The sequence below is a fragment of the Streptomyces sp. NBC_00582 genome (assembly GCF_036345155.1).
Lineage (GTDB): Bacteria > Actinomycetota > Actinomycetes > Streptomycetales > Streptomycetaceae > Streptomyces.
Map to the genome: position 1 here is coordinate 1,205,520 of NZ_CP107772.1, position 24,614 is coordinate 1,230,133.

A 24,614-nucleotide genomic window follows, 5' to 3' on the forward strand; every position below is an offset into this window, starting at 1 on the left:
GCCACGACCGCCACCCCGGCCCCCGCGAGCGGTCCCCCCGTTCCTCCCCGGCGGCTTCGGTGCCCCGCCCGGCCGGCCGCGACGGGCGCCCGAACCCTGTGTTGGGGTTGCAGCAGACTGCGGGCAACGCGGCGACCGTCGCGGCCATGAGCGCGGCGGGGACGTCCACCGCCCACGGCCGGTCCTCGACGGCGGCCCTGCCGACGCTCGTGGAGCAGGGGGCGCCGGAACTCCCGCCGTATCTGCGGGACATGGAGGCACCGGGGCTGTCCACGGCGTACGGGCTCACCGGTGACGAGTTCGCGACCGCCACCCTGGCCGACTCCGTGGGGCGCCGCGACGGCGTGGTCGCGGAGATCGCCGCCGAGCTCGCCGGGCGGCCCGAGTCCTTCTACGGGAGCGGCCGGGCCTTCGCCGTCACCGGGGCGCGGGGCGCCGACCGCTACGACGTCACGGTGCGGTCTCCCGCGCCGACGACGACCGTCACTCCCTCATGCCGGCGCCCGCGGTACGCCGGATTGCTGTCCGACCCGGCCCACGCGGAGCTCCTGCGGGACCCCGGGAACCACCTCCGCACCCGCCCGCAGGCCGACTGAGGCGCACCCCCTCGGGGGCGCTCGCATGGTCGGCGGACGGGCCTGGTGGGACGCTGGAGGGGAGGGGCGTCCTTTGAGGAGCAGTCGGGAGGTCCGATGGGGCGTGACGTCCCGGCGCTGGTCTTCACGCGCGAGGACCGCCGCCGCTACCGGATCAAGATGCAGGAGTGCCTGGACGTCCTCGCGCAGATGCTGCGCGAGGAGCGGTTCGAGTCGGGCCGGCCCCAGGTGGGGCTGGAGATCGAGCTGAACCTGGTCGACGACGAGGCCGAGCCGGCGATGCGCAACAGCGAGGTGCTGGAGGCGATCGCGGACCCGGCCTGGTCCACCGAGCTGGCCGGTTCAACCTGGAGATCAATGTGCCGCCCCGGCGGCTGACGGAGGGCGGCCCCGACGCGTGGGAGTCCGAGATCCGGGACGCGCTGAACCACGCCGACCAGCGGGCGCGGACGGCCGACGCCCGGCTCATCATGATCGGCATCCTGCCCACCCTGCGCCAGGAGGACGTCGGGGAGGACACGCTGTCGGAGAACGCGCGCTACCGCCTGCTCAACGACCAGGTCTTCGCGGCGCGCGGCGAGGACCTGCGGATCGAGATGGACGGCGTCGACCGGCTGCGCACCTACGCCGACACGATCACCCCGGAGGCCGCCTGCACCAGCACCCAGTTCCATCTCCAGGTCTCCCCGCAGGAGTTCGCCGCCTACTGGAACGCCGCGCAGGCCATCGCCGGGGTGCAGGTCGCGCTGGCGGCCAACTCGCCGTTCCTGTTCGGCAAGGAGCTCTGGCACGAGACCCGTGTCCCGCTGTTCGAGCAGGCCACCGACACCCGTCCGCAGGAGATCAAGGCGCAGGGCGTACGGCCGCGGGTGTGGTTCGGGGAGCGGTGGATCACCAGTGTCTTCGACCTGTTCGAGGAGAACCTGCGCTACTTCCCGGCTCTGCTGCCGCTGTGCGAGGACCAGGATCCCGCCCGGACCCTCGACGCGGGCGACATCCCCGAGCTGGGCGAGCTGACCCTGCACAACGGCACCATCTACCGCTGGAACCGGCCGGTCTACGCCGTCGCGCACGACCAGCCGCACGTCCGTGTCGAGAACCGCTGTCTGCCCGCCGGGCCGACCGTCGCCGACACCCTCGCCAACGGCGCGTTCTACTACGGGCTCACCCGGGCCCTGGTGGAGGAGGAACGGCCGGTGTGGTCGAGGATGTCCTTCCAGGCCGCCGAGGACAATCTGCACACCGCCGCCCGCCACGGCATCGAGGCCCCGCTGTACTGGCCGGGGATGGGCGAGGTGCCGGTGCCCGAACTCGTCCTGCGCCGGCTGCTGCCGCTGGCGCACCGCGGCCTGGAGCACTCGGGCATGGACGCGGCCTGGCGGGAGCCGCTGCTCGGCGTCATCGAGCAGCGCTGTGTCACCGCCCGCAACGGAGCGGTCTGGCAGAAGGAGATGTTCCACCGCATCGGCACGGCGGCGCACCTGGACCGCCATGAGGCGCTGCGGCTGATGACCCAGCAGTACATCGACTACATGCATCTCAACGCCCCCGTGCACACCTGGCCCGTCGACTGACCGACCGTCACGCCCCGGCGCACGGACGGGTGGCCGGAAACGGCCAGGTCGTGCGGACCGAACTCCAGGGATGTTGTGCATTTTCTTGACGGCCATCACGAGAGAGCCTAACTTCACGGTGTCCCTCCCCCCGCTCAAGGGAGACCGCCATGTCCCCGTCCCCCACCTCCCAGTTGCGCCGCGTCGCCCTCTCCGGGCTGCTCGGCACCGCCGTGGAGTTCTACGACTTCCTCGTCTACGGCACCGTCGCCGCCCTGGTCTTCGGCGAACTGTTCTTCCCCGGCGCCGATCCCGCCGTCGGCACCATCGCCGCGTTCGGCACCTTCGCCGCCGGCTATGTCGCCCGCCCCCTCGGCGGCATCCTCTTCGGCCACTTCGGCGACCGGCTCGGCCGCAAGTCGATGCTGCTGCTCACGATGGGACTGATGGGCGGCGCGAGCTTCGCCATCGGTCTGCTGCCGACCTACGACACCCTCGGCGTCTGGGCGCCCGTCCTGCTGATCACCCTGCGGGTCGTCCAGGGCATCGCCATCGGCGGTGAGTGGGGCGGCGCCACGCTGATGGTCGTCGAGCACGCGGGGGAGCGGCGGCGCGGACTGTGGTCCAGCTTCACGCAGATGGGGGCTCCGCTCGGCTCCCTGATCTCCGCCGCCGTCGTCGCGCTCGTCGTCACGCTCCCCAAGGACGAGTTCACGGCGTGGGGCTGGCGCGTGCCGTTCCTGCTGAGCGTCCTGCTGCTCGGCGTGGGGCTGTTCGTCCGGCTCCGGGTGGTGGAGAGCCCGCTGTTCGCCGAGGTGAAGCAGCGGGGCACCGAGGCACGGCTGCCGGTCCTCGACGTACTGCGCCGCCCCCGTCCGGTGCTGCTGGCCTGCTGTGTCGGCATCGGCGCCTTCACCGCCCAGTCGCTGCTGACCAGTTACCTCATCGCGTACGCCACCGGCATCGGCTACGCCCGGCCGCAGGTGCTGACCGCGCTCACGGTCTCCGCCGCAGTCGCCCTGGTCGTCCTCCCCTGTGTCTCCGCCCTGTCGGACCGGGTCGGCCGCCGCCCGGTGGTGCTGGCCGGCGCGCTCGCCTCGGCGGCGCTGGCCTTCCCCGTGATGGCCCTCGTCGACACGAGGTCGCCGGGGCTGCTGATCCTCGCGGTCGTCCTCGGCCACGGCATCGCCCAGTCCACGATGTACGGGCCGCTGGGCGCCCTGTTCAGCGAGATGTTCGGCACCCGGGTCCGCTACACGGGCGCCTCCCTCGGCTACCAGGGCGCGACCCTGATCGGCGCCGGCTTCTCCCCCATGATCGCCGGGAGCCTGGTCACGGGGAGCCACAGCGGCACCCCCGTCGCCCTGCTGCTGTGCGGCGGCTCCCTCGTCACCGCGCTGACCGTGTGCTTCGTCCGCGAGACCAGCCGTACGTCCCTCTCCGGCACCCCCGCCGAGAGCGCCTCCACCCCCCACTCCCAGGAGATCACCGCATGACGAACCGCCCCCGCACCGCCACCGTGGCAGCGCTCCTGCTCGCGCTGAGCACACTGCCCGCCACGGCCCTGGCGGCGACGGACGAGCCGGCCCATGTGGAGGGCCGGCTCCCCTCCGGCGCGACGTACCTGATGGACGTCCCCGCCGACTGGAACGGCACCGTCCTGCTCTTCAGTCACGGATACGCGGCCGGCCCGGCCAACCCCGCCCAGGACGCGCCGGACGACGCCACCAGGGCACTCCTGCTCGACGGCGGTTACGCCCTGATCGGCTCGTCCTACGCCACCACCGGCTGGGCCGTCACCGACGCGGTCCCCGACCAGCTCGCCACGCTCACCGCGTTCACCGACCGCTTCGGCACCGCCACCCGCACACTCGCCTGGGGACGGTCGTACGGCGGGCTCGTCACCACCGCGATCGCCGAGCGCGCCCCGCAGCGCATCGACGGCTCGCTCTCCCTGTGCGGCCTGGTGCACGGCGGCGTCGCCAACTGGAACAACACCCTCGACCCGGTCTTCGCCCTCAAGACCCTCCTCGCCCCCGGCTCCGACGTCCCGCTCGTGAACCTCCGGGACCAGCAGGCCGCCACCGACGCGGCGTCCGTGCTGACGGCGGCGGTCGACTCCGCGCAGACGACAGCCCGGGGACGGGCCCGGATCGCCCTCGCCGCCGCCCTGCACAACATCCCCGTCTGGAACCAGCCCACACAGACCCGGCCCGCGGCGACCGACTGGGACGCCCAGCAGGCCAACCAGTACACGGCCGTCAAGGGCCTGCTGAACGCCGGCTTCAACCGGCGGCAGGAGGCCGAGGCCCGCGCCGGCGGCTCCATGTCGTGGAACACCGGCGTCGACTACGCGCGGCTGCTCGGGCGGTCGTCGGTCCGCAAGGAGGTCACCGAGCTGTACAGGAAGGCCGGGCTGTCCCTGCGCGCGGACCTCGCGGCCCTCAACCGCGCCCCGCGCGTCGGCGCCGACCCGCAGGCCGTCGCCTGGATGAGCCGGACCAGCTCCTTCACCGGCAGGCTGACCAAGCCGCAGCTCTCCGTGCACACGATCGGTGACGCCCTCGTCCCGGTGCAGACCGAGAGCGCGCTGCGCCGGGCCGTCACCGCCGCCGGGTCGTCGGCGCTGCTGCGCCAGGCGTACACCGACAACGCGGGTCACTGCACCTTCAGCCCCGCCGAACAGCTCGCCGCCCTGCACACCCTGGAGGACCGCCTCACCACCGGCCACTGGCCGGCGACGGACGCCGGGGCGCTCAACTCCCGTGCCGCGGCGGCCGATCCCATGACCCCCGCCCGCTACACCGCCTACCACCCGAGCCCGTACCCGCGGCCCTACGACCTTGCCCACCCGGCCGACGGCCGGTGACCTGGTACGACCGCCCGCGGCAGGTCCGCCGGGCGGTCGTACGCTTGCTCCCGTGGCGGACAACGACATCCTGGACACCTCGGACGGTGAAGCCCCGGAGGGCGACGCCCCGGTCGGCGACACCTCGGAAGCCCCGCAGTCGCGGCCGCAGTCGCTGATGCTCGCCTTCTTCGGCAACCATGTGCTGGAGGAGGGGGAGCTGTGCGTGTACTCGGGCAGCATCATCGACGTCCTCGGCCGGGTCGGGGTGGGCGAGCAGGCCGTACGGTCCACGCTCACCCGGATGGTCAACCGGGGTCTGCTCAGGCGTCAGCGGGAGGGGCGCCGGATGTACTTCGGTCTGACCCCGCAGGCGACACGCATCCTCGACGACGGCCGCACCCGTATCTGGACGCAGGGCGCGGTCAACGACGACTGGGACGGCTCCTGGACCCTGCTGGGCTTCTCGCTGCCCGACTCCTGGAAGCGCCAGCGTCACGATCTGCGCTCCCGGCTGACCTGGTCCGGGTTCGGCGCGCTGTACAGCGGGCTGTGGATCGCCCCGGGCGACGTCGACGTGTCCCCCGTCGTCGAGGAGCTGGGGCTCGCCGACCACGTCAAGATCTTCCACGCCCGGGCCGACCAGGCCACGGACATCGAGCTGATGATCCGCGACACCTGGGACCTGGAGAGCATCGCCGCCCGGTACGTCACCTTCGACAAGCGCTGGACCGCGCACCTGGGCGCCGGCTCCGGGGAGGACCCGATCGGGACACGACTGCGGCTGGTCAGCGAATGGCTGTGGACCATCCGCACGGATCCCCGGCTGCCCGCCCGCCATCTGCCGCCCGCCTGGCCGGCCCGCGCCGCCCAGGACACCTTCCGCCAGGTGGCCGAACAGACCGAGGCACCGGCTCTGTACAGCGCCCGCGCACTGCTGGAGACGGCGCCCCTGCGCTGATCCCCGCCCTCACTGGTCCCGGGCCGGGAGCTCACACGTGTCACCTTACCGGCGGCTTCGGAGCCGCCCGCTGTGTGTACCCGGAGAAAGCGTGAACTGATGTACGTAGTGAGGACGTTGGGACGTATGTTGTGCGGTGACCGACCCTTGAACCGACCAGAAGACGGACGCTCCTCATGACCGAGCACGTGACGCCCCCCGAAGCGGCGGAGCACCAGAAGATCGACACGTCGGTGCCGCACTCGGCCCGGATCTGGAACTACTGGCTGGGCGGGAAGGACAACTACCCCGTCGACGAGGCGGCCGGTGACGCGTACACGGCCGTCTTCCCCGGCATCGTGACCATCGCCCGCAGCAGCCGGGCCTTCCTGAAGCGCAACATCACCCATCTGGTGGCCGAGGCGGGCATACGGCAGTTCCTGGACGTCGGGACCGGGCTGCCGACCGCCGAGAACACGCATCAGGTCGCGCAGCGCATCGCTCCCGAGACCCGGATCGTGTACGTCGACAACGACCCGCTGGTGCTGGCGCACGCCCGTGCCCTGCTCTACTCCTCCCCGGAGGGCGCGACCGACTACGTGGACGCCGATGTGCTGGACCCGGAGCGGATCCTGGCGGCCGCCGCCGAGACGCTGGACTTCTCCCGGCCGACCGCCCTGATCCTCAGCAACATCCTGGGCCATGTCGCCGACTACGACGAGGCGCGCTCGATCGTCGACCGGCTGATGGGCGCCCTGCCGTCCGGCAGCTATCTGTCCGTCAACGACGGTTCGCTGGGCATCGATCCCGTCTTCGAGCAGGCCCAGAACGCCTACAACGAGAGCGGGGCCGTGCCGTACAACCTGCGGACGCCCGAGCAGATCGCCTCCTACTTCGACGGTCTGGAGCTGCTCGAGCCCGGTGTCGTCTCGGTGCCGCTGTGGCGTCCCGAGGCCGACTCGCCGGAGCCGCAGGTCATCGGCGAGCACGGCGGGCTGGGGCGCAAGCCGTGATGTGAGAGGCCGCCGGTCGTCACTCCCCCGTGTCGAGGAAGTCGGCGACCAGGACGGCGAACTCGTCCGGGGTGGCGAGGCGGATGCCGAGGGTCTCGGCCTTGGTCCGCTTGGAGCCGGCGCCCTCTCCCGCGACGACGAGCGCGGTCTTCTTGGAGACGCTGGAGGAGGCCCGGCCGCCCGCCCGTTCGACGAGTTCGTTCATCTCGTTGCGGCTGAGCTTCTCCAGCGGCCCGGTCATCGCGCCCGTGACCACCACCGCCATACCGGCGAGCGGACCCGCGGCGGCCGGCTGCGGCGCACCCCCGTCGGCGGCGCCCTCCGCGGCGGCCTCGTCGGCCGTGGCCGACGGCGGTGTGGCGCCGGGCTCGGTCATGTTGACGCCGGCCGCCGTCAGTTTGTCGATGAGCGGGCCGAGTTCGGCGAGTTCCGCGACGATCGAGGGGGCCTTCTCGGTGCCGATGCCCTCGACCCGCCGGACCGCCTCGGCGTCGGCGGCCCGCAGGGCGTCCATCGTCGCGAAGTGGCGGGCGATACGGCGGGACATGGAACGGCCGGTGCCCCGGACGCCGAGGGCGCACAGGACCCGGGACAGCGGCCGGCCCTTGGCCCTGGTGAGCGCGGTCAGGAGGTTGTCGGTACTGGTCTCCCCCATCCGCTCCAGGCCGAGGAGCTGGTCGCGGGTGACGGTGAACAGGTCGGCGAGGTCGGTGACGAGTCCGGCCTCGACGAGCTGCACCACCCGGGTGTGACCGAGGCCCTCGATGTCGAGCTGGTCGCGCCCCGCGGCGTAGGAGAGGGAGGCGACGAGGTGGCAGTTGCGGCCGTTCTCGCAGCGCCAGCGCTGCTCGCCGGTGTCGATGCCGGCGCCGCACCGGGGGCAGGACTCGGGGAAGGCGATCGGCTGTTCGTCGCCGGTGCGCAGATGGGCGACGGGCGCTTCGATGCGGGGGATGACGTCACCGGCGCGGTGGACCATCACGTGGTCGCCGAGGCGCAGGTCGCGGCGGGTGATGTCGGCCGGGTTGTGGAGGGTGGCGTAGGTGATGGTGGAGCCGTCGATCTCGACCGGTTCGAGGACGCCGCGCGGGGCGATGATGCCGGTGCGGCCGACGTTCCACTCGACGGCGAGCAGGCGGGTGATCTTCTCGACGGCCGGGAGCTTGTAGGCGATCGCCCAGCGCGGGGCGCGTGAGCCGGAGCCGGCGGCGCGCTGGTCGGCGGCCAGGTCGGCCTTGACGACGATCCCGTCGATGCCGAACGGAAGCTCGGCGCGGAGTGCGGCGATCTCCTGGACGCGGGCCAGCACCTCCTCGGCGCCGGCGGCCGTGGTGCCGGGGACGGCGGTGGTGGCGGTGGTGTTGACGCCGTAGGAGCCGGTGAGGGTCATCAGGTCGCTGTGGGCGCCGTCCGTGAGGGACGCGGCGAGGGCCGGCTCGGTGGCGGGCAGGGGCAGCAGGCCGTAGCCGAAGAAGGTCATGGGCACGGTGTAGGCGCGGTCCTTGGCGCGCAGGGTGCCCGCGGCGGCGTTGCGCGGGTTGGCGAAGGGCTGTCCGCCGTGGGCGGTGCGCGCCTCGTTGGCGTGCTCGAACTGGGCGGTGGTCATGAGGACTTCGCCGCGCACCTCGACGGTGACGGGTTCGGTGAGGCGGTCCGGGAGGCCCTCTATCGTGCCGATCGCGTGCGAGACGTCCTCCCCGGCCGTCCCGTCGCCGCGGGTGATCAGCCGGGTCAGCCGGCCCTCGGTGTAGCGGGCGGCGATCGCGAGACCGTCGAGCTTGGGCTCCACGCCGAACCGGGTGATCTCATGGCCGACGCGCCGGGCCAGTGAGGCGGTCCACGCGGTGAACTCCTGGGGCGAGAACACGTTGTCCAGGCTGAGCATCGCCACCGTGTGCGGCACATCGCCCTCGACGGCACCGCCGGCGACCTTGCCGGTCGGCGAGTCGGGCAGCACGGATGCGGGGTGCTCGGCCTCCCAGGCGGCGATGGCGCGCACCAGACGGTCGTAGGCGTCGTCGTCCAGCACCGACGTACCGCCCGCGTAGTAGGCGGCGGCCGCCTCCACCGCGTCCCGCACCGCACGGCCGTAGGCCTCGGCGTCCACAATCGCTGCAACTGCACCAGGTGTCGTCATGTCCTTCATCCTGCCTGCCACCACTGACAATGCCCCTCCGACCAGGCAGGGGGCGGTCCGCGGCCGACCGGGCCGGGCGGGCAGACTGGGGCGGGTGAACGATTTTCTCCGAGCGGCGGAACGGGACGGCGCACCCGAGTGGTACGGCCGGCTGCGCGTGCGCACCGACGTTCCGGGCCCGGCCGAGTGGCTGACCCGAAGCGGGCCCGGACACGGTGACTTCGGCACGGTGGCCGGGGTCGCGGCGCCGGGCTTCGCCGCGTACGCGCGGGTCCTGCATCCGGCGTCCCTGGACGGGCGGCCGGTGCGGTGGTCCCAGGTGGCGGCCGCGTACGGGCGGACGGTCGGGCCGGGAACGAAGTGGCACCGGCTGATCGGCGCGGAGCGCTTCTACCACAACGGCTCCGACCCGGGTCTGCCCGGCGTGTGGGACGAGCATCCCGAGGAGGGGCCGACGCCGCCGCTGGTGGCGGACGCCCTCGTCCCGGTCCTGGCCCGGCACACAGGGACGGCCGAGCGCTGCTGGTTCGGTCTGTGGAACGGTTACGGCCGCCGCGACTTCGACGGGGTGCCCACGTTCCCGACCCCCGGCCGGGACGAGGTGCTGCTCGGCGGGGCACTCGCCGACGTGGTCTCACCGGTGTCGCTGGACGAGTTCGCCCCGCTGCCCGATCTGTGGTGGCCGCAGGACCGCGCCTGGTGCGTGGGCGGTGACGTGGATCTGGTCAGCACGTACGTCGGCGGGTCCCCGGAACTGATCGCCGATCTGCTGGCCGACCCACGGCTGGAGACCCGCCTCGCCCTCCCCGAGGACACGCCCTACTGACGCGGGTTCAGGCGGCGCGCGCCCGGCGCCGTGCCGCGAGCACGGGCACGGTGGCCGGCACGGGCCGGGCGACAGGCGTGGCCGTCAGGCGCGCGGGCGCCGCCTGGGGCCGTACGGCGCGCACCCGGTAGGTCGTGCGGCGCGCGTCGGAGACGGGCTCGCCGAGGGATATCCGCCCGGTGGCGCGCAGCTGGTCGCACTCGGCGGTCGGCAGGGCCACATAGCAGCCGCCCTTGCCGGTGACGGAGTCCAGCGGCCGCCAATAGCTGTACCGATGACGCCCGTTCGTATGCACGGTCACGAAGACGGGATGGCTCGCATCGCTGACGATCCGCAGAACGTCCGCCTCGGCCCGGGTCAGCGGGGCGTTGCGGCGAGGGGCGTCGGACGGGCGAGGAGCGTCGGCGGGCGGCATGGGCGGTGACCTCTTTCAGGGACATCGGCTGTACACCGTCTACCCCGTAGGAGCGAAGTTGATCTCTCTTTCCCGCATTCTTCAACAGCACAGTGACATTACTGTTGCCCTGTCACGGGAAGGCTTTCCCGGATGCGCCGCTTTGTCCAGACTGGGGGTATGACGGGGGACGGCGCATGGTCGTTGGACGAAGCCCGGGCCTCGACGCGGGAGGACGCGCGGGCCCTCGACGCATCGGTGCGGGGCACCGATTCCTGGATCCCTCCGGTCGCCGAGGACCTCTTGTCGGCCGTGGAGAAGAGCGTGCTGAGGCGGTGGTACCCGTCGTTCAGCCACAACTGTCTGCGGTTCGCGCAGGGACCGCCGCCCTGGATGCCGGGCGGGCGCGACGAAGCGCAGGACGTCCCGGCGTTCGTCTCCTTCGCCACGGACCGGACCGAGGCGGGCGCCGTCTTCCTGGTGTGGAGCGGACTCCCGGCCCGGTCACCGGATCCCGTGCTGGTCCTGGCCACTCCGGTCGTGGCCGACGCCGTACGGGCGCTCGTGGGACTGCTGGTGGACGATCCGGATCAGCAGCGGGGATAGAAGGGGGCCAGGCCGGTGGCCGGGAGGTCCTCCGGGGAGACCTGGCCCGTGTCGTCGAGCGTGTACGCGTGTGTGTCCGTCCCGAGTCCGCGGTCGGGCTCTCCCAGCCGCGCCTCCCAGGAGTACACCCCGTCGCCGCTGTACGTGTACGCCGAGACGTCGGGGTAGCGGTCGTGGTTGTGGTCGGCGACCTCGATGTCCTTGGTGGGGCCGAGGTCCAGGGGCCGTATTCTGCGGGCACGGCCGGTGTTCGAGAAGGGGCCGAACCGCAGCTCGGCGAGGTTCGGCGGGATCGGGGCGTCGCCGAGCTGGTTCTCGCCGGCGACCACGACCAGGTCGCTCCAGCCGTCCCGGTCGAAGTCGGCGACGACGGCACGTACGTAGTTCTGGTGGGCCCCGGCGTGGTCGGCGAGTGCGCGTGGCCGGGCCTTCGTCTCGTACGGCGTGCCGAAGCCGAAGGTGACGGTCAGGTCGACGCCCTGGCCGGTCGGGTCGGCGACACGGTCGGGGCGGCCGTCGTCGTTCAGGTCGGCGATCAGTTCGCCCGAGCCGGTCACGCACGCCGTGACCGAGGACGGCCCGTCCGGCGGCGGGGGCGGCGGGCCCAGGACGTCCTCGCAGCCGGTGAAGAACACCAGTCCGGCCACCACGAGGACACCGGGGGCGATCCTTCCGCCGCCCTTTCCTCTGCCTCTTCCTCTGCCAGTGTTCCGGTACGGAGGGGTCCGGTACGGATGCGGGGGCGCCGTGGGGGACATGGCGCCCTACTATCGCACAGGGGTGCGAGGCCGCCGGGTCTCCGCCCGATCCACGGCGGGGAGTGCAACCGCCGTGGCCGAAAACGTGTCTCAGCAGCCGTGGCCCGACGGTTCCCGGGGTCGCTGAGGCGCGGGCGCGCCGTGGAAAGGGGGTGGCGATGAGCACATGGGCCGTACCGGGGTACTCCGAGTCGCTGGAACTCGGTTCCGGAGCCGGCGGACGGGTGGTGCTCGCCCTGCACGAGCCGACCGGTCTGCCGGTGGCCGTGAAGTACCTCAGCGAGTCGCTGCGCACGCGACCCGGTTTCCTGCGGGGTTTCCGCGCCGAGGCGGAACTGCTCGGCGGGCTGCACAGCCCGTACGTGGCGGGTTTCTACGAGTACGTGGAGGCCACCGAGGGCGCCGCCATCGTGATGGAGCTGGTCGACGGCGTGTCCCTGCGCACGCTCCTCGCCCGGCAGGGCCCGCTGTCCCCGGAGTCCGCGCTGGCCGTCCTCAAGGGCTCGCTGCTCGGTCTGGCGGACGCGCACCGGGCCGGTGTGGTCCATCGCGACTACAAGCCGGCGAACGTCCTGGTCACCCCCGAGGGCGGGTCCAAGCTCGTCGACTTCGGGATCGCGGTGGACGCCGGTATCAGCGCGGGCGTGGCGGGCACGCCGGCCTACATGGCGCCGGAGCAGTGGACGGGAGCGCCGGCCTCCCCCGCCGGCGACGTGTACGCGGCCACCGCCACGTTCTTCGAGTGCCTGACCGGCCGCAAGCCCTACCCCGGCGACAACATGGCCCAACTGGCGGTGCAGCACGCCGAGGATCCCGTCCCGGTGGACGAGGTGCCCGCGGCCGTGCGCCCGCTCGTGCGTCGTGGGCTCGCCAAGACGGCGGCGGAACGGCCCTCGGACGCGGCGGCCTTCGTGGCGGACCTGGAGCGGGCCGCCGCAGGAGAGTACGGGGACGACTGGGAGGAGCGCGGCCGGGGCCGGCTGGCCGCGCTCGTGGCGTCACTGCTCTTCCTGCTGCCCTCGGGCCGTACGGAGTCCGGTCCGAGCGCCACCACCGACGAGGCACGCACCGTGCTCGGCCGGGACGCCGCCGGCGGGCGGCTGCACGCGTGGCGGCCCACCGTGCCGGGAGCGGCCGTGGCGGCGGCCGCCGTACTCGTCGCGCTCCTGCTCGGCCAGGGCGTCGGGCAGGGCGCGGGAGCGCACGCGGGCCAGGAGACCCAGGCCCTGGCCACGACGAGTCCCTCGCCGGCCACCGACACCGGCCCCCTCCCCTCGGACACGACGTCGCCCACACCGTCGGCGGCCGCGTCCTCCGCGCTGCCCAGCGCCTCGCCCTCGGACTCGGCGTCCGTGGGGACCGGGTCACCGTCGGCCGTGGCCACCGACCCGACGTCCTCACCGTCCGCCTCCTGGGCCTCCCCCACGCCGACCGCGTCCGCGAGTCCGACGACCAGCCCGTCGGCGTCCCCGTCGGTCCCGACCGCCGTCAAGGACGTCACGGTGTCGGCGTTCCGGCAGACGGGCCCCACCACCGCGACCGCGACGATCACGGTCACCGCCGACGGCACGGGTCCCGTCACCGTCGACTTCGCCTGGTTCACGGGCAACGTGGCCGGCCAGGCGGGAACGGCGGACGGCACCGAGTCGTACCGGCGCAGCGGTGCCCGTCAGTACACGCTGACGGTCGAGCACACCTTCCGGGGAACCGGCTGCTACTGGACCGTGCAGGCCTCCACCAGCCCCGCCTCCGCGGACGGCGGCGCCTCCCAGCAACTCCTCACCCGGGGGTGCGAACTCCGATGACCGTCCCTCACGAGGATCACGCGGACTACGACCGGGACGACTACAGCGCCACCGCACTGGACAGCTTCTGGGTCGAACGCGGCGACGACGGCACGACGGTGGTCCACGCACGGTCCGACGACGGTACGACGGTGGTCCACGCACGGTCCGACGACGGTACGGCGGTGATGGCCCCCCGAGCCGACGACGGTACGGCGCTGTTGGCGCCCCGAGCCGACGACGGTACGGCCGTCATGGGCTCCGGGGCCGACGACCGAACGGCGGTCATGGGCTCCGAGCCCGACGACGAGCCGACGGCCGGGTCGGTGTTGCGTTTCGGTCCCGGCGTCACCGCCCGGCCGGGAGCGACCGCGGGGTCGGTGTACCCGGTGCGGACCGTGACCGTTCCCGCCGCGCCCCCGGCCCGCCGGCACCGCCGTCTGCGCCGGCACGCGCTGCCCGCGCTGGTGCTGGTCGCCGCCGTGCTGTTCCTGCTGTGGAGGCAGCACGACACGCCCGGTCTCTCGGTGCGGGGGGTCTCGGCGGCGGCCGGCCGGGGCAGCACCGGCTGCGACACGACGGCGGACGTCGTCGGCGTCGTCCGGACCGACGGCCACGCGGGCGAGCTGTCCTACCGCTGGGTCCGCAACGACGGCACCGAGTCCGACGTCCTGCACGCCAGGGTCGCCGAGGGCCGTCGGACGGTACGGCTGCATCTGCTGTGGACCTTCCAGGGGCAGGGGCACTACGCGGCGTCGGCGGAGTTGCGGGTGCTGTCCCCGGGCGGCGGGACGGCGCGGGCCGCCTTCACGTACGACTGCCTCTAGGGGGTGTTTCGAAAGTCCTGTGCGGTGCCCGCGGTGTCCGGTGCGTGCTCTCGGCGTGCCGGACGAAAGCCCTCGTACTGGACGTACTTGGGGTTTCGGCCGGTGCGGCGCGCGTACGTGCCGGGCGCCGCGGGTGCTGTGCGGGACTTTCGAAACACCCCCTAGCCGGGCCGCCGGGCACGTGCGGCGGCCGCGTAGTGGCGGGCCAGGGCGTGGAAGGCCTGCTTCGGTTCCCAGTGCCAGGGGGACCGGGGGTCGCCGGGGCGGTCCTGGACGGTGCGTGTGAGGGCGTAGCACGCCATGTCGAGGTCGTGACGGGGATCGCCGGGACGGTACGGGGCGTCCGGGGTGACGAACTCGAAGGCCATCGCCGCGTACAGGCCCATCGACTCGAAGACCCGCACCAGCGACACGACGTAGTCGGCCTGGGTGCGCTCGCTGCGCACCAGATCGCCCTTGATCTCGGGCGGTCGCCTGTCGTGGTCGACGACGTCCCATCCCATGCCGCCGGCCTCGGGAGCGCCGCGGTAGGCGCAGGTGCCGAACTCGGTGATGGCCAGGGGCTTGCCCGGGCGCAGATGGCGGCGGAGCTCGCGCACATGGTCGGCGGGGCGCGGGTGGGCGGAGTAGTAGTCGATGCCGACCACGTCGAACAGGGACCAGTCGACCCGCTCGTCCTGCGCGGCGGCATAGCCGAGCCGTCCGTCGAACACCGAGCGGGCCGCCCGGGCGGCGCGGGCGGTGAAGGCGTGGAGCCTGCGCTGCGTGGCGACGGGGTCGTAGGCGCCGTCGACGAGGTTGCGCACCCGTTCGAGCACCGTGTCGCCGGGGACGATGCCGGGCACGAAGAGCTGGAACTCGCAGCCGACGCTCAGGTCCACGCTCGCCCCCTGGCGGCGCAGGCGCCGGGCGAACCGGCCCGTTTCTGCCAGGTGTTCGAGGATGTCGCGCTGCGGGATGTCCGCCGGGGTGGGTTGCAGCCACACGTGCAGGCCGAGGTCGGCCGCCGCGCCGGCGGTGGCCTCCAGGCGCTCCACGCCGTCGCCGGTGACGTCGACCGTGTCGGCGTGCAGGTCCCGGCGGATCGCGCGGAGGTCGGCGCGCATCCGGTGGGTGTCCCAGGCCGTCGCCGGGGTCTCGCCCTCCCCGACCGTGTAGACGACACCCCGGTGCCGCAGGCCATGGCGTCCTTCGGTGGCGTGGGCGTGGGCCGCCGGTCCGAGTGCGGCCGCCGCTCCGGCCGCCGCGGCCCCGCCGAGGAAGCGGGCCCGGGTGATCCCTTCGGTTTTCTCCATGCCTCCACGGTGTCGGTGCGCCACGTCGCGCGCAGTCGGCCGATGGTCGGTGGCGGTACGACGAGGGTGGACGGCCGGGCGGTCGGAGGAGGCGGCTCGGGTGTCGGAAGTCGGTGTCCGGCTATCCGCGGGTCTCGTGGGCCCAGCGCTCCACGACCGGTACGCAGGTCTCGGCGAAGTACTCGTAGTCCTCGGGTGTGTTGTAGACGTGGGCGGACAGTCTGAGGTAGCCGAGGCCTGCGAAGCTGGTGAACGCGGCCTCGACCCCCAGTTCGGCGGGCGCCCGGTCGCGGAGCGCGTCGGCGGCGATCCGGCTCTCCCCGAGGCCGGCCGGCAGCCGGACCAGCCGCATGCCGGGGACGGGCATGCCCACGTCGACGGGCTCGGGCGGGGTTCCGGTGCGGGCGAACGCGGCCGCCACGACCCGGGCGCCGTACTCCGCGAGTTCGTCCAGGTAACGGCGGGCCGTGTCCCAGCCCCAGGTGTCCTCGATGTACCGCAGCGCCGTGGGGGCGGCCAGGGGTCCCGTGGCGTCGAGGGTGCCCTGGTGGTCGAAGCGGTCGGGGAAGGGCTCGGCCGCGCCCCAGGAGTCGATCAGCGGGTGGAGGTCGTCGCGCAGGGGGCCGCGGGCGACGAGCACGGCCGAACCGCGCGGTGCGCAGCCCCATTTGTGCAGGTTGCCGACCCAGGCGTCGCAGTCCAGGCCGGCCAGGGGCGCGGCGAGGAGGCCGGGGGCGTGCGCGCCGTCGACGAGCAGGGTGACGCCACGCCGTGCCGCCTCGGCGGCGACGCGTTCGACGGGCATGAGCCGGGCGGTGGCGGAGGTGATCTGGTCGAGGACGATCAGCGCGACCTCGTCGTCCACGGCGGCCAGGACGGCCTCGTAGGCCTGGTCGGCGTCGGCGGCGAGCGGTACCCGTGCCGTGCGCACCCGGCTCCCCCAGCGGCGGGCGAGGCGTTCGGCGCCCATCGTGACGGCGCCGTAGCCGTGGTCGGTGACCACGATGTCGCCGCCGGGCCGGTCGGCGAGGGCGGCGTAGACGGTGCTGGCGCCGGCGCCGGCGTTCGGGACGAGCGCGAGGTCCTTCGGGTCGGTGCGCAGCCAGTCGGCGATCCGGGCCCGGGCGGTGGCGAGCCGTGCGGGCAGCGTAGGGAACCAGACGACGGGGGCCCGCTCCATCTCGGCGCGCAGCGCGTTCTGTCGCTCCTGCGCGGCGCGCGGAACCGCGCCGAACGATCCGTGGTTGAGGTGGCGCAGGCCGGGGTCGAGGGTCCAGCCCGCGCCGGCGGGCCGGCCGTCGGGCAGGGTCAGCGGACGGGGCACGGTGATGACTTCCTGGCCGGTGTCAGGAGAAGAAGCCCCTCGGTGCGGGCAGGCCGGGGTTGAGCGAGGGGCCGCCGGCCATGACGCGGTCCAGGTCGCGCTTGATGCGTTCGGCCTCGCCGCGCACCTGGGCGGGGATGTCCCCGCGTTCACTGATGAGGCGGTGGTAGATCGGCGTGTCGTCGAAGACGGAGAACACGGGTGGCTCTGCTTTCGTGGACGGTCGGGCGGGCCGACGCGGTGGAACGGCTTCGGACACGGCACCGACCCGGCGGGCGGATCGGCGCTGCCGCGACGTCGCCTGACGACCCCGCAGCGAAACCGGTGCCGACGACATCATCGCATTGTCCCCGGTTCGGCCCATGCCGATGACCATGGATGGTCGACTGTGACACATCGGAGGCTTTGGCTCCGGTTTCATGGTCCAGCGATGTCGTGACCATGCGCTAAGCTGAAGCCAGAGCTGAAGGACGGAACCCCCGTTCCTCGGTGACGCGTTGGTGGTCCAAGGAAAGACGCCCCGCTTCCTGCGGGGAAATGCAGGTGCAAGGCCTGCCCGGCGCTCGAATGCGGACCCCGTACCACGCCTTCCGTGGTGCGGGGTCCGTTCTTTACCGGGTCAGATCTCCAGTTCGGATTCCAGCGCCCTGAGCCGGTGACGGGCCAGGGCGAGGTTGCTGCGCCCGCGGTCCAGCGCGAGGTACAGGAAGAGCCCGCCGCGCGCCCTGCTGAGCGGCCTGATCAGGTGGTACTGCTGGCCGAGCGTGATCAGGATGTCCTCGATCTCCTCCTGCAGGCCCAGCGACTTCAGGGTGCGCTGCTTGGCCCGTACGACCTCGGTGTTGCCGGCGGCGGCCAGCTCCAGGTCGAGGTGGGGGCCACCGCCCAGCGCACCGAGCGACATCCCGCTCTCGTAGTCGACCAGGGCCACCCCCAGGGCACCCTCGATGCCCATCGCTTCCTTGAGCGTGCTCTCAATGTTCACGCCGGTGCCTCTTTTCCGTACAGACCGACCGGGATTGATCCCTTACAACGACAACCAGTGTTCCTTCTGGGACCGTTGATTTCGAACGAGCTCATCTTTGGCCAGTCTTGCGATAGTTGGCAAATAAAGTACTGTGCTCGGCAGGGCAAGCGAAGGGGCAACCAATGGCTCTACTCGAGACCGCCCTCGCCCGAGTTCTGCAGACGCCCGGTATTTCCGGCGCGGCTGTGGTGGACTCGGTGACGGGCCTCTCCTACGCCTCGCTGGGGGAAACAGGCGCGAGCCAGGACGCCCACGACCTCGTCGGTATCGCCGACAGCGGCCTGCGGCAGGCGGGGTGCGCCGACGAGCTGGAGAGCATCGTCGTCACGACCCCGAGCACCCACCATGTGACGCTCAGCGTCGCCCGCGACCGGGATCCGGTCCTGTTGTGCGCGACCGTGAACCGGGACCGCACGAACCTCGCCTGGGTGCTGCAGGACCTCACCCGGCACGCGGACGCGCTGCTGGCATGACCGGGACCGACACCCCCGAGCCCCCCGCCCCCCGCAACCTCCCCTCGCTCCTGTCCGGCCTGCACGCGCAGCGCCGCTCCTGCACCGTCTCGGTCTCCGGCAGCCCGGGCGGCACCCTCCATGTCCGCGACGGGCTGGTGGTCGCCATGGAGACCCCGGGCGCTCCCGGGGTCGAGGCGATCCTGCTCAAGTCCGGCCGTCTCACGGAGGAGGCGTGGACGTCCGTGCGCGCCGCCGACAGCACCCATGAGCATCTGGCGCGGGAGCTGGTCGCGGCCGAGCTGATCGGCGCCGGGGAGCTGGAGGTCGTCAGCCTGGGCGCGCTGTTCGACGCGGCGTTCGCCCTGTCCCTCAACCGCCCGACGGACTGGGAGGTCGGGGATCCCGTCCCGGTGCTGTACGCCGGAGCCGGGGTGCCACCGGAGCGACTGGTCACCGAGACGACCCGCCGTTTCGGGATGCTGGCGAAGGAACCCGGCGCGATTGCGCGGTCCGCCCGCGACCGCGTCCTGACGTCTCCCGCCGCCGGTCTGCCCGAGTCCACCGCCCGGCTCTCCCCCCGCCACCTGGACCTCCTGACCGCCGTCGACGGGCGCCGTACGCCCCGGGACCTCGCGTTCACGCTGGGCCGCGGTCTGTTCGCCGTCCTCCTCGACCTCCGGCACCTGCTCGGGCTGCAGCTCATCGAGTACGCGACCCCGCCGGGCGCCGCCGGACGCCCGAGCACCGCACCCCGTACCCCCTCCCCCTCCGTCGTTCCCTCCGCCCCCGCGACCAGCGGACTCCCCCGGCGCCTGCCGCGCCGCCCCGGCCCCCAGCCGGCCGCTCCGGGCTCCCCCGAGCGCCGCGCCTGACCCGGCCGGTTCCGCCCCGTCGCGCCCGTCACCTCCCCACCCCACACCGCTCACCAGGAAGAAGACATCATGAGCGACCCCGTGAACGACCTCCTCGTCTCCCTGCGGGACAAGGTGATGGGTGTCACCGAAAGCACCCTCGCGACCGTCGACGGGCTGGTGGTCGCCAGTGACGTCAGCAAGACGCACGCCGAGTCCATGGCCGCCGTCGCCGCGGCCACCCTGTCCCTCGGCCGGCGCCTCGCCGACCAGGCCTCCACCGGGACCCTGCGCGAGATGAGCGCGCAGTGCAGCGCCGGGCATGTGATCGTCACGGCGGTCGGCGAGCGCGCGCTGCTCGCCGTCATGGCGGACGAGGGGCTGGACCTGGCCGCGTTCCGCCGGGAGGTGCCCGCACTGGTGGCGGAGCTCGGCGGCATCCTGGACGCCGACACCCCGGACCAGTGACGGTCCCGCTCATACCGGGTCACCGTCGATCTCGGCCACGGCGGCCCCGGCGCCCTCCTCGAGGTCGTCCGGCTCGTCGTCGTCCTCCTCCAGCAGATAGGGCGGTCGCATGACCACGAGGCGCTGCACCTCGTACGACATCTCGGTGACCCCGGGGTCGGGCGGCGGGTGGTAGCGGCCCGCGCAGACCGACAGGTTGACGATCAGGTACGCGTACCAGCCGCGGCCCACTCCCCGCCCGTCGAAGAACACCTGCCGGCCATTGACCCACCAGACCACGGACCGTCTGCCGAACTCGACGCGCAGATCGATCCACGCGCCGGGGCGGATCGCCGGGTCGCGGTAGTAGAGGTCGCCGCCCCGGACGTGGTTGCTCAGCTCCAGGAGATCGGGGTTGTCGGGGTGGTACTCGAAGACGTCGATCTCCTGGTCACCGTCCCGCCAGGTCCAGATCGCGGGCCAGGCCCCCCTCTCGTACGGCAGTCTCACCCGGGCCTCGAGCACGTCCCCGGTGCGGACGGTGAAGGCCTCCTCGCTCCCCTCCGTGGTGAGCAGGCCCGCGTTCCACCGCCCGTCGCGGCGTCGGGTGGCCCGGAACGTGCCCGACCGGGAGTAGGCGGGGTCCGAGACCAGGTAGTCCAGTTTGTTGTCGTCGGGATTGATCGGTCCGCCGTTCGGATACGCCCACGAACGCCCCGCCACCCACTGGCTGGTGGAGGTGAAGTCCGCGGTGAAGACGGCCGCGGGTCCGCGCCGGGCCGCCGTGGCCTCGGGCGAACTGTCGGATGCGGGATTCTCCATGGCCGGATGCTGCTCCGCATATGACCTGGGCATTCGGGATCGCGGTGGATCAGCGGCAAGGACAACCCGTGTGAGTGACGGCCGTCGGCGTGTCGTGTGCGCTGCGGGACGGGACCTCGCCGGATGCCGCCGTCGCTCAGGCGATGCCCCCGTTGGCGAACACGACCTGCCCGTTGATCCAGCGGCCCGGACCGGCGAGGAAGGCGACGGTCGTGGCGATGTCCTCCGGGGTGCCCAGCCGCTCCAGCGGGGGCTGGGCGGCGAGGCGGGCGATCGCCTCCTCGTCCTTGCCCTCGAGGAACAGCGGGGTGGCGGTGGGCCCGGGGGCCACGGCGTTCACGGTGACGTCCCGGCCGCGCAGCTCACGGGCCAGCACCAAGGTCATCGCCTCCACGGCCCCCTTGCTCGCCGCGTAGGCGGCGTAGCCGGGGAAGGACAGCCGGGTCACGGAGGTGGAGAAGGTGACGACGGCCCCACCGGGGCGGACCCGCCGGGCCGCCTGCTGGGCCACCACGAAGGTGCCGCGCACATTGGTCCGCGTCAGCCGGTCGAACGCGTCGAGGTCGTACTCGGCGACCGGTCCCAGGACCATGACACCGGCGGTGTGGACCACGACGTCGATCCCGCCGAAGGCCCGCTCCACCGCGCCGAAGGCCGCGGTCATCGCGGCCTCGTCGGCGACGTCCCCGCCGACCGCGACCGCGCCGCCGCCCGCGGCCTCGATGGCCGCCACCGTCTCGTCGGCCGCGGCCTTGTTGCCCGCGTAGTGCACTCCGACGGCCATCCCGTCGGCGGCGAGCCGCTGGGCGACGGCCCGGCCGATGCCACCGGAGGCACCGGTGACGAGGGCGACCCGCCGCGCCCCGGAAACCTCAGAAGTCCCGCTCGTCCCCGCCATGGCACTGCCTCCCTGTGTCTGCGTCCCCGTCTACGGAGCAATTTAATGGACGCCACGTCCATATAAGCACGTTGTGGACGCCGCGTCCATATGTCAGGGTGGGGCTGATCGGACGACACCCGGGAGGTCGGCGCCGTATGGCGGAACCAGCGGAACCGGCACGCCCCGTACGGCGCGGCCGAGGGCGGCGCCCCGCCGGCGAGGTGCGCGCCGACGTCCTCGACGCGGCCGGCGCCCTGCTGCTCGACCAGGGCATGGGCGCGTTCACCATCGAGGCGGTCGCCGAGCGGGCCGGCGCCAGCAGGACCACGATCTACAAGTGGTGGCCGTCGAAGGGGGCGCTCGCGCTCGACGGCTACTTCCACGCCGTGGAGTCCGCGCTCGCGTTCCCGGACACGGGCGACCTGGAGGCCGACCTGACCGCACAGCTCCGGTCGTTCGTCCGGCTGCTCACCGGGACCCCGGCCGGCCGGGTGATCGCCGAGCTGATCGGCCAGGCGCAGACCGACCCGGATCTCGCCGCCGCCCTGCGGCAGCGCTACTCCGGCCCGCGCCGGGAGCTCGCGGTACGGCGGATGCTGCGCGCGCGGGACCAGGGGGAGCTGCGCGCCGACGTCGATCCCGAGGTGCTGGTGGACCAGCTCTGGGGTGCCTGCTACCACCGACTGCTGCTGCCCGACCTGCCCGTCACCGAGGAGTTCGCGACGAGCCTGGTCGGCAATCTGATACGAGGCGTGCGCCCCTGACCGGGGCGGTCAGGCCCCGCCGAGCGGCGGCCGGCTCAGCCGGAGACCCCGGCGCTCCCCGGCCGTCATCGCACCCCACACCCCGTGCCGCTCGCCGTTGCGGACCGCCCAGGTCCCGCAGGGGATCATCACCGGGCAGCGGTGGCAGACCGCCCGCGCCTGCTCGATCTGCCGCCGGGAGGGACCGTCCTCGCCGATCGGGAAGAAGAGCTCGGGGTCCTCGAAACGGCAGGCCGCCGCCTCACGCCAGTTCATGGAGGGGAAAGAGTTCATCGGTACCTCCGGCGACCACTTCGCCGACTCCGCAGGGCAGCCCGGTTCCGCGACGCTCGTCGCATCTTCGGACCCGGCAGAGGTAGAAAGAAATATAGGCACATCGAACCGTTTGGGCCAGGCTGCGGAAGGCCTGGTTCCGGGCGGTGGACGGCGACGGATGCCCAGCGCGGCCGACAGGAGGTGACGGAACCCATGAGACCGGCCGAAGCCGCGGGCCGCGGCCCCCGGGAGCGTCTGGGCGAGGGGCTCTTCACCCGGGTCGCGGGACCGGACGGCGCCCGCCACCGGGCCCGGATCCACGGCACTCCCGGCCCTCGCTGGTTCGGGCCGGAGCGCCCGGTCCGCCGGGTGCACGGCGACGCGTCCATGTTCATCGGCGGTCTCTCCGCGCTGCTGCTCCAGTCGCTGCATCCGCTCGCGATGGCGGCCGTGGCGGGCCACTCGGACTACCGGGGCGACCCCTGGGGCCGGCTCCAGCGCACGAGCACCTTCCTGGCCACCACGACGTACGGCACCGCGGCCCATGCCGAGGAGGCGTGCGCCCGGGTGCGGGCGGTCCACGAACGGGTGCGGGGGCTCGCCCCGGGCGGTGTGCCGTACCACGCCTCGGATCCGCGTCTGCTGGAGTGGGTGCACCTCGCGGAGGCGGACAGCTTCCTGCGGGCCCATCAGCGCTACGGCGCGCATCCGCTGTCGGACGACGAGTGCGACGGCTACGTCGAGGACATGGCGCGGGTCGCTCGGGAGCTGGGCGTCCCCGATCCGCCCCGGACCAGGGCGGACCTCACACGGCGGCTGACCGCCTACCGCCCGGAGCTGGCAGTCACCGGACAGGCCCGGGAGGCCGCCCGATTCCTGCTGCTGCGTCCTCCGGTGCCGTTCGTCGCCCGGCTCCCCTACGGGGTCCTCGCCGCCAACGCCGTGGCGCTGCTGCCTCGTTGGGCCACCGAGGAACTGCGGCTGCCCAGGCTTCCGCTGGTCGAGGAGGTGTGTGTGCTGCCCCTCGGCCGCGCCACCACCGCGACGATCCGCTGGGCGATGGCACCGGCCAGGCAGCGGGTGACGTCCGCGGCCGGCTGATCCCGCTCCCCCCGGCCCCGACCCGCTCCTCTCGGCCGTGAACTCCCTTGTGGGCACGGGGAAACACATGCCTTCCCACCTCTGGCACCGGCGGCCTACCCGGCGGTATACAAACTCCGGCGAACAGCACGGCGGCCGCTCGGGACGCCGGCGCCGGCCCGGGTGGGCTCGGGGGGAGGAGCTGCGATGCAGCGCGAGGTACGCGGAGAGGCATCGGTCGGACGGCGGCGCAGGGGGGTCACCTTCCTCGCGGTGCTGGGTGGGTGTGCTCTGGTCGCCGCGTCGCAGGCACCGGCGGCGGCACACGGCGGGGGCGGCGGCAAGGCGAAGGAGTACGTGGCGCTCGGGGACTCGTACACCGCGGGGCCGCTCATCCCCCGTCAGGTGGACGCGAATTGCGCCCGCTCGGACCACAACTACCCGTCGCTCGTGGCCGCTCGGCTCGGCACGAACCCCTTCAAGGACGTGAGCTGCTCCGGGGCGACGACCGACCACATGTGGAAGGCGCAGGGGACGAACGGCCCCCAGCTCGACGCCCTGGGCCGGAACACCGACCTGGTGACCGTGCAGATCGGCGGCAACGACGTCGGCTTCGGGACCATCATCGGGACCTGTGCCGCGCTGGCCGCCCGGGACCCGGCGGGCAACCCGTGCCAGACGTACTACGGGGCCTCCGGCGTCGACCAGTTGAGCGTCACGATCGCGCGGACGGCACCGAAGGTGGCCCAGGTGCTGCGGGACGTGCACCGCCGGGCGCCGCACGCGCGGGTGCTGGTCGTCGGCTATCCGGACCTCCTGCCCGACGACGGCATCGGCTGTGCGCCCTCGGTGCCCTTCGCGGCGGGGGACTTCCGCTACCTCCGGGACACCGAGAAGCGCCTCAACCTGATGCTGCGTCTGGTGGCGTACGGCAGCCGGGCGGAGTACGTCGACACCTACGGTCCGACCGTCGGGCACGACATGTGCAAGGCTCCGGCGGACCGCTGGATCGAGCCGTTGCGGCCCGCGTCCCCGGCGGCTCCCGCCCACCCCAACGCCAAGGGCGAGGCCGCCATGGCGGACGCCGTGCTGCACCGCGTCGGCAAGGGGCGGTACGGCCACTGATCCCGGC

Annotated in this window: 25 protein-coding genes and 1 pseudogene; 16 read left to right on the forward strand and 10 right to left on the reverse strand. The window is 73.0% G+C overall.

Annotated elements, in window-relative coordinates; all coding sequences use genetic code 11:
* The first annotated feature begins 107 nt into the window (after window positions 1-107).
* The 6 genes and pseudogenes from OG852_RS04835 (at window position 108) to OG852_RS04860 (ending at window position 6,950) form a co-directional block, all read left to right on the forward strand.
* Window positions 108-596, forward strand: a complete 489-nt coding sequence (locus OG852_RS04835; RefSeq protein ID WP_330347185.1) for a hypothetical protein — start codon at window positions 108-110, stop codon at window positions 594-596.
* Between the two features lie 96 nt (window positions 597-692).
* Window positions 693-2,170: pseudogene (locus OG852_RS04840) on the forward strand (glutamate-cysteine ligase family protein).
* A gap of 149 nt (window positions 2,171-2,319) precedes the next feature.
* Entirely contained in the window at window positions 2,320-3,645 is a 1,326-nt protein-coding gene (locus tag OG852_RS04845; RefSeq protein WP_330347186.1) for an MFS transporter, read from the forward strand.
* Window positions 3,642-5,018: an alpha/beta hydrolase family protein gene (locus tag OG852_RS04850; protein WP_330347187.1), complete on the forward strand. Its 1,377-nt coding sequence runs from the start codon at window positions 3,642-3,644 to the stop codon at window positions 5,016-5,018. Before OG852_RS04845 ends, OG852_RS04850 begins: the two co-directional genes overlap by 4 nt.
* A gap of 157 nt (window positions 5,019-5,175) precedes the next feature.
* Window positions 5,176-5,958 (forward strand): PaaX family transcriptional regulator C-terminal domain-containing protein, encoded by a 783-nt coding sequence (locus tag OG852_RS04855; protein ID WP_133916726.1) that lies wholly within the window; start codon window positions 5,176-5,178, stop codon window positions 5,956-5,958.
* Window positions 5,959-6,134: 176 nt separating this feature from the next.
* Window positions 6,135-6,950, forward strand: a complete 816-nt coding sequence (locus tag OG852_RS04860; RefSeq protein ID WP_133916689.1) for an SAM-dependent methyltransferase — start codon at window positions 6,135-6,137, stop codon at window positions 6,948-6,950.
* A 19-nt stretch (window positions 6,951-6,969) separates the two neighbouring features.
* Here the strand turns inward: OG852_RS04860 and ligA are convergent, their stop codons facing one another.
* A complete protein-coding gene (gene ligA, locus OG852_RS04865) occupies window positions 6,970-9,087 on the reverse strand; it encodes an NAD-dependent DNA ligase LigA (RefSeq protein ID WP_330347188.1) in 2,118 nt (705 codons plus the stop codon).
* Between the two features lie 94 nt (window positions 9,088-9,181).
* Here ligA and OG852_RS04870 point away from each other — a divergent pair, with 94 nt between their 5' ends.
* Entirely contained in the window at window positions 9,182-9,913 is a 732-nt protein-coding gene (locus tag OG852_RS04870) for a hypothetical protein (protein ID WP_330347189.1), read from the forward strand.
* Between the two features lie 7 nt (window positions 9,914-9,920).
* Here the strand turns inward: OG852_RS04870 and OG852_RS04875 are convergent, their stop codons facing one another.
* Window positions 9,921-10,328, reverse strand: a complete 408-nt coding sequence (locus OG852_RS04875; protein WP_330347190.1) for a hypothetical protein — start codon at window positions 10,326-10,328, stop codon at window positions 9,921-9,923.
* A gap of 159 nt (window positions 10,329-10,487) precedes the next feature.
* Between OG852_RS04875 and OG852_RS04880 the strand changes: the two genes are divergently transcribed.
* Window positions 10,488-10,913 (forward strand): hypothetical protein, encoded by a 426-nt coding sequence (locus OG852_RS04880; protein WP_330347191.1) that lies wholly within the window; start codon window positions 10,488-10,490, stop codon window positions 10,911-10,913.
* Here the strand turns inward: OG852_RS04880 and OG852_RS04885 are convergent.
* Window positions 10,898-11,563: a VCBS repeat-containing protein gene (locus OG852_RS04885; protein WP_330347192.1), complete on the reverse strand. Its 666-nt coding sequence runs from the start codon at window positions 11,561-11,563 to the stop codon at window positions 10,898-10,900. The genes OG852_RS04880 and OG852_RS04885 overlap by 16 nt on opposite strands.
* A 266-nt stretch (window positions 11,564-11,829) precedes the next feature.
* Here OG852_RS04885 and OG852_RS04890 point away from each other — a divergent pair, with 266 nt between their 5' ends.
* Together OG852_RS04890 and OG852_RS04895 are read left to right on the forward strand one after the other, a co-directional pair.
* The gene (locus OG852_RS04890) at window positions 11,830-13,476 is read left to right on the forward strand and encodes a serine/threonine-protein kinase (protein WP_330347193.1); all 1,647 of its coding nucleotides are present in this window, start codon (window positions 11,830-11,832) and stop codon (window positions 13,474-13,476) included.
* A complete protein-coding gene (locus OG852_RS04895; RefSeq protein ID WP_330347194.1) occupies window positions 13,473-14,282 on the forward strand; it encodes a hypothetical protein in 810 nt (269 codons plus the stop codon). Before OG852_RS04890 ends, OG852_RS04895 begins: the two co-directional genes overlap by 4 nt.
* Window positions 14,283-14,443: 161 nt before the next feature.
* Here the strand turns inward: OG852_RS04895 and OG852_RS04900 are convergent, their stop codons facing one another.
* The 4 genes from OG852_RS04900 to OG852_RS04915 form a co-directional block, all read right to left on the reverse strand.
* On the reverse strand, window positions 14,444-15,577 hold the full coding sequence (locus tag OG852_RS04900) for an abortive phage infection protein (protein ID WP_330347195.1): 1,134 nt from the start codon (window positions 15,575-15,577) through the stop codon (window positions 14,444-14,446).
* A gap of 121 nt (window positions 15,578-15,698) precedes the next feature.
* Entirely contained in the window at window positions 15,699-16,901 is a 1,203-nt protein-coding gene (locus tag OG852_RS04905) for an aminotransferase class V-fold PLP-dependent enzyme (RefSeq protein ID WP_330347196.1), read from the reverse strand.
* Between the two features lie 22 nt (window positions 16,902-16,923).
* Entirely contained in the window at window positions 16,924-17,100 is a 177-nt protein-coding gene (locus tag OG852_RS04910) for a hypothetical protein (protein ID WP_166663725.1), read from the reverse strand.
* 420 nt (window positions 17,101-17,520) lie between these two features.
* The gene (locus tag OG852_RS04915) at window positions 17,521-17,886 is read right to left on the reverse strand and encodes a hypothetical protein (RefSeq protein WP_133916683.1); all 366 of its coding nucleotides are present in this window, start codon (window positions 17,884-17,886) and stop codon (window positions 17,521-17,523) included.
* A 164-nt stretch (window positions 17,887-18,050) separates the two neighbouring features.
* Here OG852_RS04915 and OG852_RS04920 point away from each other — a divergent pair, with 164 nt between their 5' ends.
* The 3 genes from OG852_RS04920 (at window position 18,051) to OG852_RS04930 (ending at window position 19,702) form a co-directional block, all read left to right on the forward strand.
* A complete protein-coding gene (locus OG852_RS04920) occupies window positions 18,051-18,401 on the forward strand; it encodes a hypothetical protein (RefSeq protein ID WP_330347197.1) in 351 nt (116 codons plus the stop codon).
* Complete coding sequence (locus OG852_RS04925) at window positions 18,398-19,255, forward strand: hypothetical protein (RefSeq protein WP_330347198.1); 858 nt, start codon at window positions 18,398-18,400, stop codon at window positions 19,253-19,255. Before OG852_RS04920 ends, OG852_RS04925 begins: the two co-directional genes overlap by 4 nt.
* A 69-nt stretch (window positions 19,256-19,324) precedes the next feature.
* The gene (locus tag OG852_RS04930) at window positions 19,325-19,702 is read left to right on the forward strand and encodes a roadblock/LC7 domain-containing protein (protein ID WP_133916680.1); all 378 of its coding nucleotides are present in this window, start codon (window positions 19,325-19,327) and stop codon (window positions 19,700-19,702) included.
* 9 nt (window positions 19,703-19,711) lie between these two features.
* Here the strand turns inward: OG852_RS04930 and OG852_RS04935 are convergent, their stop codons facing one another.
* Window positions 19,712-20,503, reverse strand: a complete 792-nt coding sequence (locus OG852_RS04935; RefSeq protein WP_133916679.1) for a family 16 glycosylhydrolase — start codon at window positions 20,501-20,503, stop codon at window positions 19,712-19,714.
* Window positions 20,504-20,639: 136 nt separating this feature from the next.
* A complete protein-coding gene (locus tag OG852_RS04940) occupies window positions 20,640-21,401 on the reverse strand; it encodes an SDR family oxidoreductase (RefSeq protein ID WP_330347199.1) in 762 nt (253 codons plus the stop codon).
* Window positions 21,402-21,538: 137 nt separating this feature from the next.
* Between OG852_RS04940 and OG852_RS04945 the strand changes: the two genes are divergently transcribed.
* Complete coding sequence (locus OG852_RS04945) at window positions 21,539-22,147, forward strand: TetR/AcrR family transcriptional regulator (protein ID WP_330347200.1); 609 nt, start codon at window positions 21,539-21,541, stop codon at window positions 22,145-22,147.
* Window positions 22,148-22,156: 9 nt separating this feature from the next.
* Here the strand turns inward: OG852_RS04945 and OG852_RS04950 are convergent, their stop codons facing one another.
* Window positions 22,157-22,402: a WhiB family transcriptional regulator gene (locus tag OG852_RS04950; RefSeq protein WP_133916721.1), complete on the reverse strand. Its 246-nt coding sequence runs from the start codon at window positions 22,400-22,402 to the stop codon at window positions 22,157-22,159.
* 213 nt (window positions 22,403-22,615) lie between these two features.
* On the opposite strand from OG852_RS04950, the gene OG852_RS04955 reads away from it, so the two are divergent.
* Window positions 22,616-23,503, forward strand: coding sequence for an oxygenase MpaB family protein (locus OG852_RS04955; RefSeq protein WP_133916676.1), 888 nt, complete (start codon window positions 22,616-22,618; stop codon window positions 23,501-23,503).
* 186 nt (window positions 23,504-23,689) lie between these two features.
* Window positions 23,690-24,607 (forward strand): SGNH/GDSL hydrolase family protein, encoded by a 918-nt coding sequence (locus OG852_RS04960; RefSeq protein ID WP_330347201.1) that lies wholly within the window; start codon window positions 23,690-23,692, stop codon window positions 24,605-24,607.
* Window positions 24,608-24,614: the final 7 nt, after the last annotated feature.

What these genes read in the sequence shown, in the direction of transcription:
- OG852_RS04950 (WP_133916721.1), bottom strand. Translation starts at nt 22,402, where the DNA reads ATGAACTGGCGTGAGGCGGCGGCCTGCCGTTTCGAGGACCCCGAGCTC.
- OG852_RS04940 (WP_330347199.1), bottom strand. Translation starts at nt 21,401, where the DNA reads ATGGCGGGGACGAGCGGGACTTCTGAGGTTTCCGGGGCGCGGCGGGTC.
- OG852_RS04845 (WP_330347186.1), top strand. Translation starts at nt 2,320, where the DNA reads ATGTCCCCGTCCCCCACCTCCCAGTTGCGCCGCGTCGCCCTCTCCGGG.
- OG852_RS04890 (WP_330347193.1), top strand. Translation starts at nt 11,830, where the DNA reads ATGAGCACATGGGCCGTACCGGGGTACTCCGAGTCGCTGGAACTCGGT.
- OG852_RS04895 (WP_330347194.1), top strand. Translation starts at nt 13,473, where the DNA reads ATGACCGTCCCTCACGAGGATCACGCGGACTACGACCGGGACGACTAC.
- OG852_RS04900 (WP_330347195.1), bottom strand. Translation starts at nt 15,577, where the DNA reads ATGGAGAAAACCGAAGGGATCACCCGGGCCCGCTTCCTCGGCGGGGCC.
- OG852_RS04935 (WP_133916679.1), bottom strand. Translation starts at nt 20,503, where the DNA reads ATGGAGAATCCCGCATCCGACAGTTCGCCCGAGGCCACGGCGGCCCGG.
- OG852_RS04960 (WP_330347201.1), top strand. Translation starts at nt 23,690, where the DNA reads ATGCAGCGCGAGGTACGCGGAGAGGCATCGGTCGGACGGCGGCGCAGG.
- OG852_RS04880 (WP_330347191.1), top strand. Translation starts at nt 10,488, where the DNA reads ATGACGGGGGACGGCGCATGGTCGTTGGACGAAGCCCGGGCCTCGACG.
- OG852_RS04930 (WP_133916680.1), top strand. Translation starts at nt 19,325, where the DNA reads ATGAGCGACCCCGTGAACGACCTCCTCGTCTCCCTGCGGGACAAGGTG.
- OG852_RS04855 (WP_133916726.1), top strand. Translation starts at nt 5,176, where the DNA reads ATGCTCGCCTTCTTCGGCAACCATGTGCTGGAGGAGGGGGAGCTGTGC.
- OG852_RS04860 (WP_133916689.1), top strand. Translation starts at nt 6,135, where the DNA reads ATGACCGAGCACGTGACGCCCCCCGAAGCGGCGGAGCACCAGAAGATC.
- OG852_RS04850 (WP_330347187.1), top strand. Translation starts at nt 3,642, where the DNA reads ATGACGAACCGCCCCCGCACCGCCACCGTGGCAGCGCTCCTGCTCGCG.
- OG852_RS04920 (WP_330347197.1), top strand. Translation starts at nt 18,051, where the DNA reads ATGGCTCTACTCGAGACCGCCCTCGCCCGAGTTCTGCAGACGCCCGGT.
- OG852_RS04875 (WP_330347190.1), bottom strand. Translation starts at nt 10,328, where the DNA reads ATGCCGCCCGCCGACGCTCCTCGCCCGTCCGACGCCCCTCGCCGCAAC.
- OG852_RS04925 (WP_330347198.1), top strand. Translation starts at nt 18,398, where the DNA reads ATGACCGGGACCGACACCCCCGAGCCCCCCGCCCCCCGCAACCTCCCC.
- OG852_RS04955 (WP_133916676.1), top strand. Translation starts at nt 22,616, where the DNA reads ATGAGACCGGCCGAAGCCGCGGGCCGCGGCCCCCGGGAGCGTCTGGGC.
- ligA (WP_330347188.1), bottom strand. Translation starts at nt 9,087, where the DNA reads ATGACGACACCTGGTGCAGTTGCAGCGATTGTGGACGCCGAGGCCTAC.
- OG852_RS04945 (WP_330347200.1), top strand. Translation starts at nt 21,539, where the DNA reads ATGGCGGAACCAGCGGAACCGGCACGCCCCGTACGGCGCGGCCGAGGG.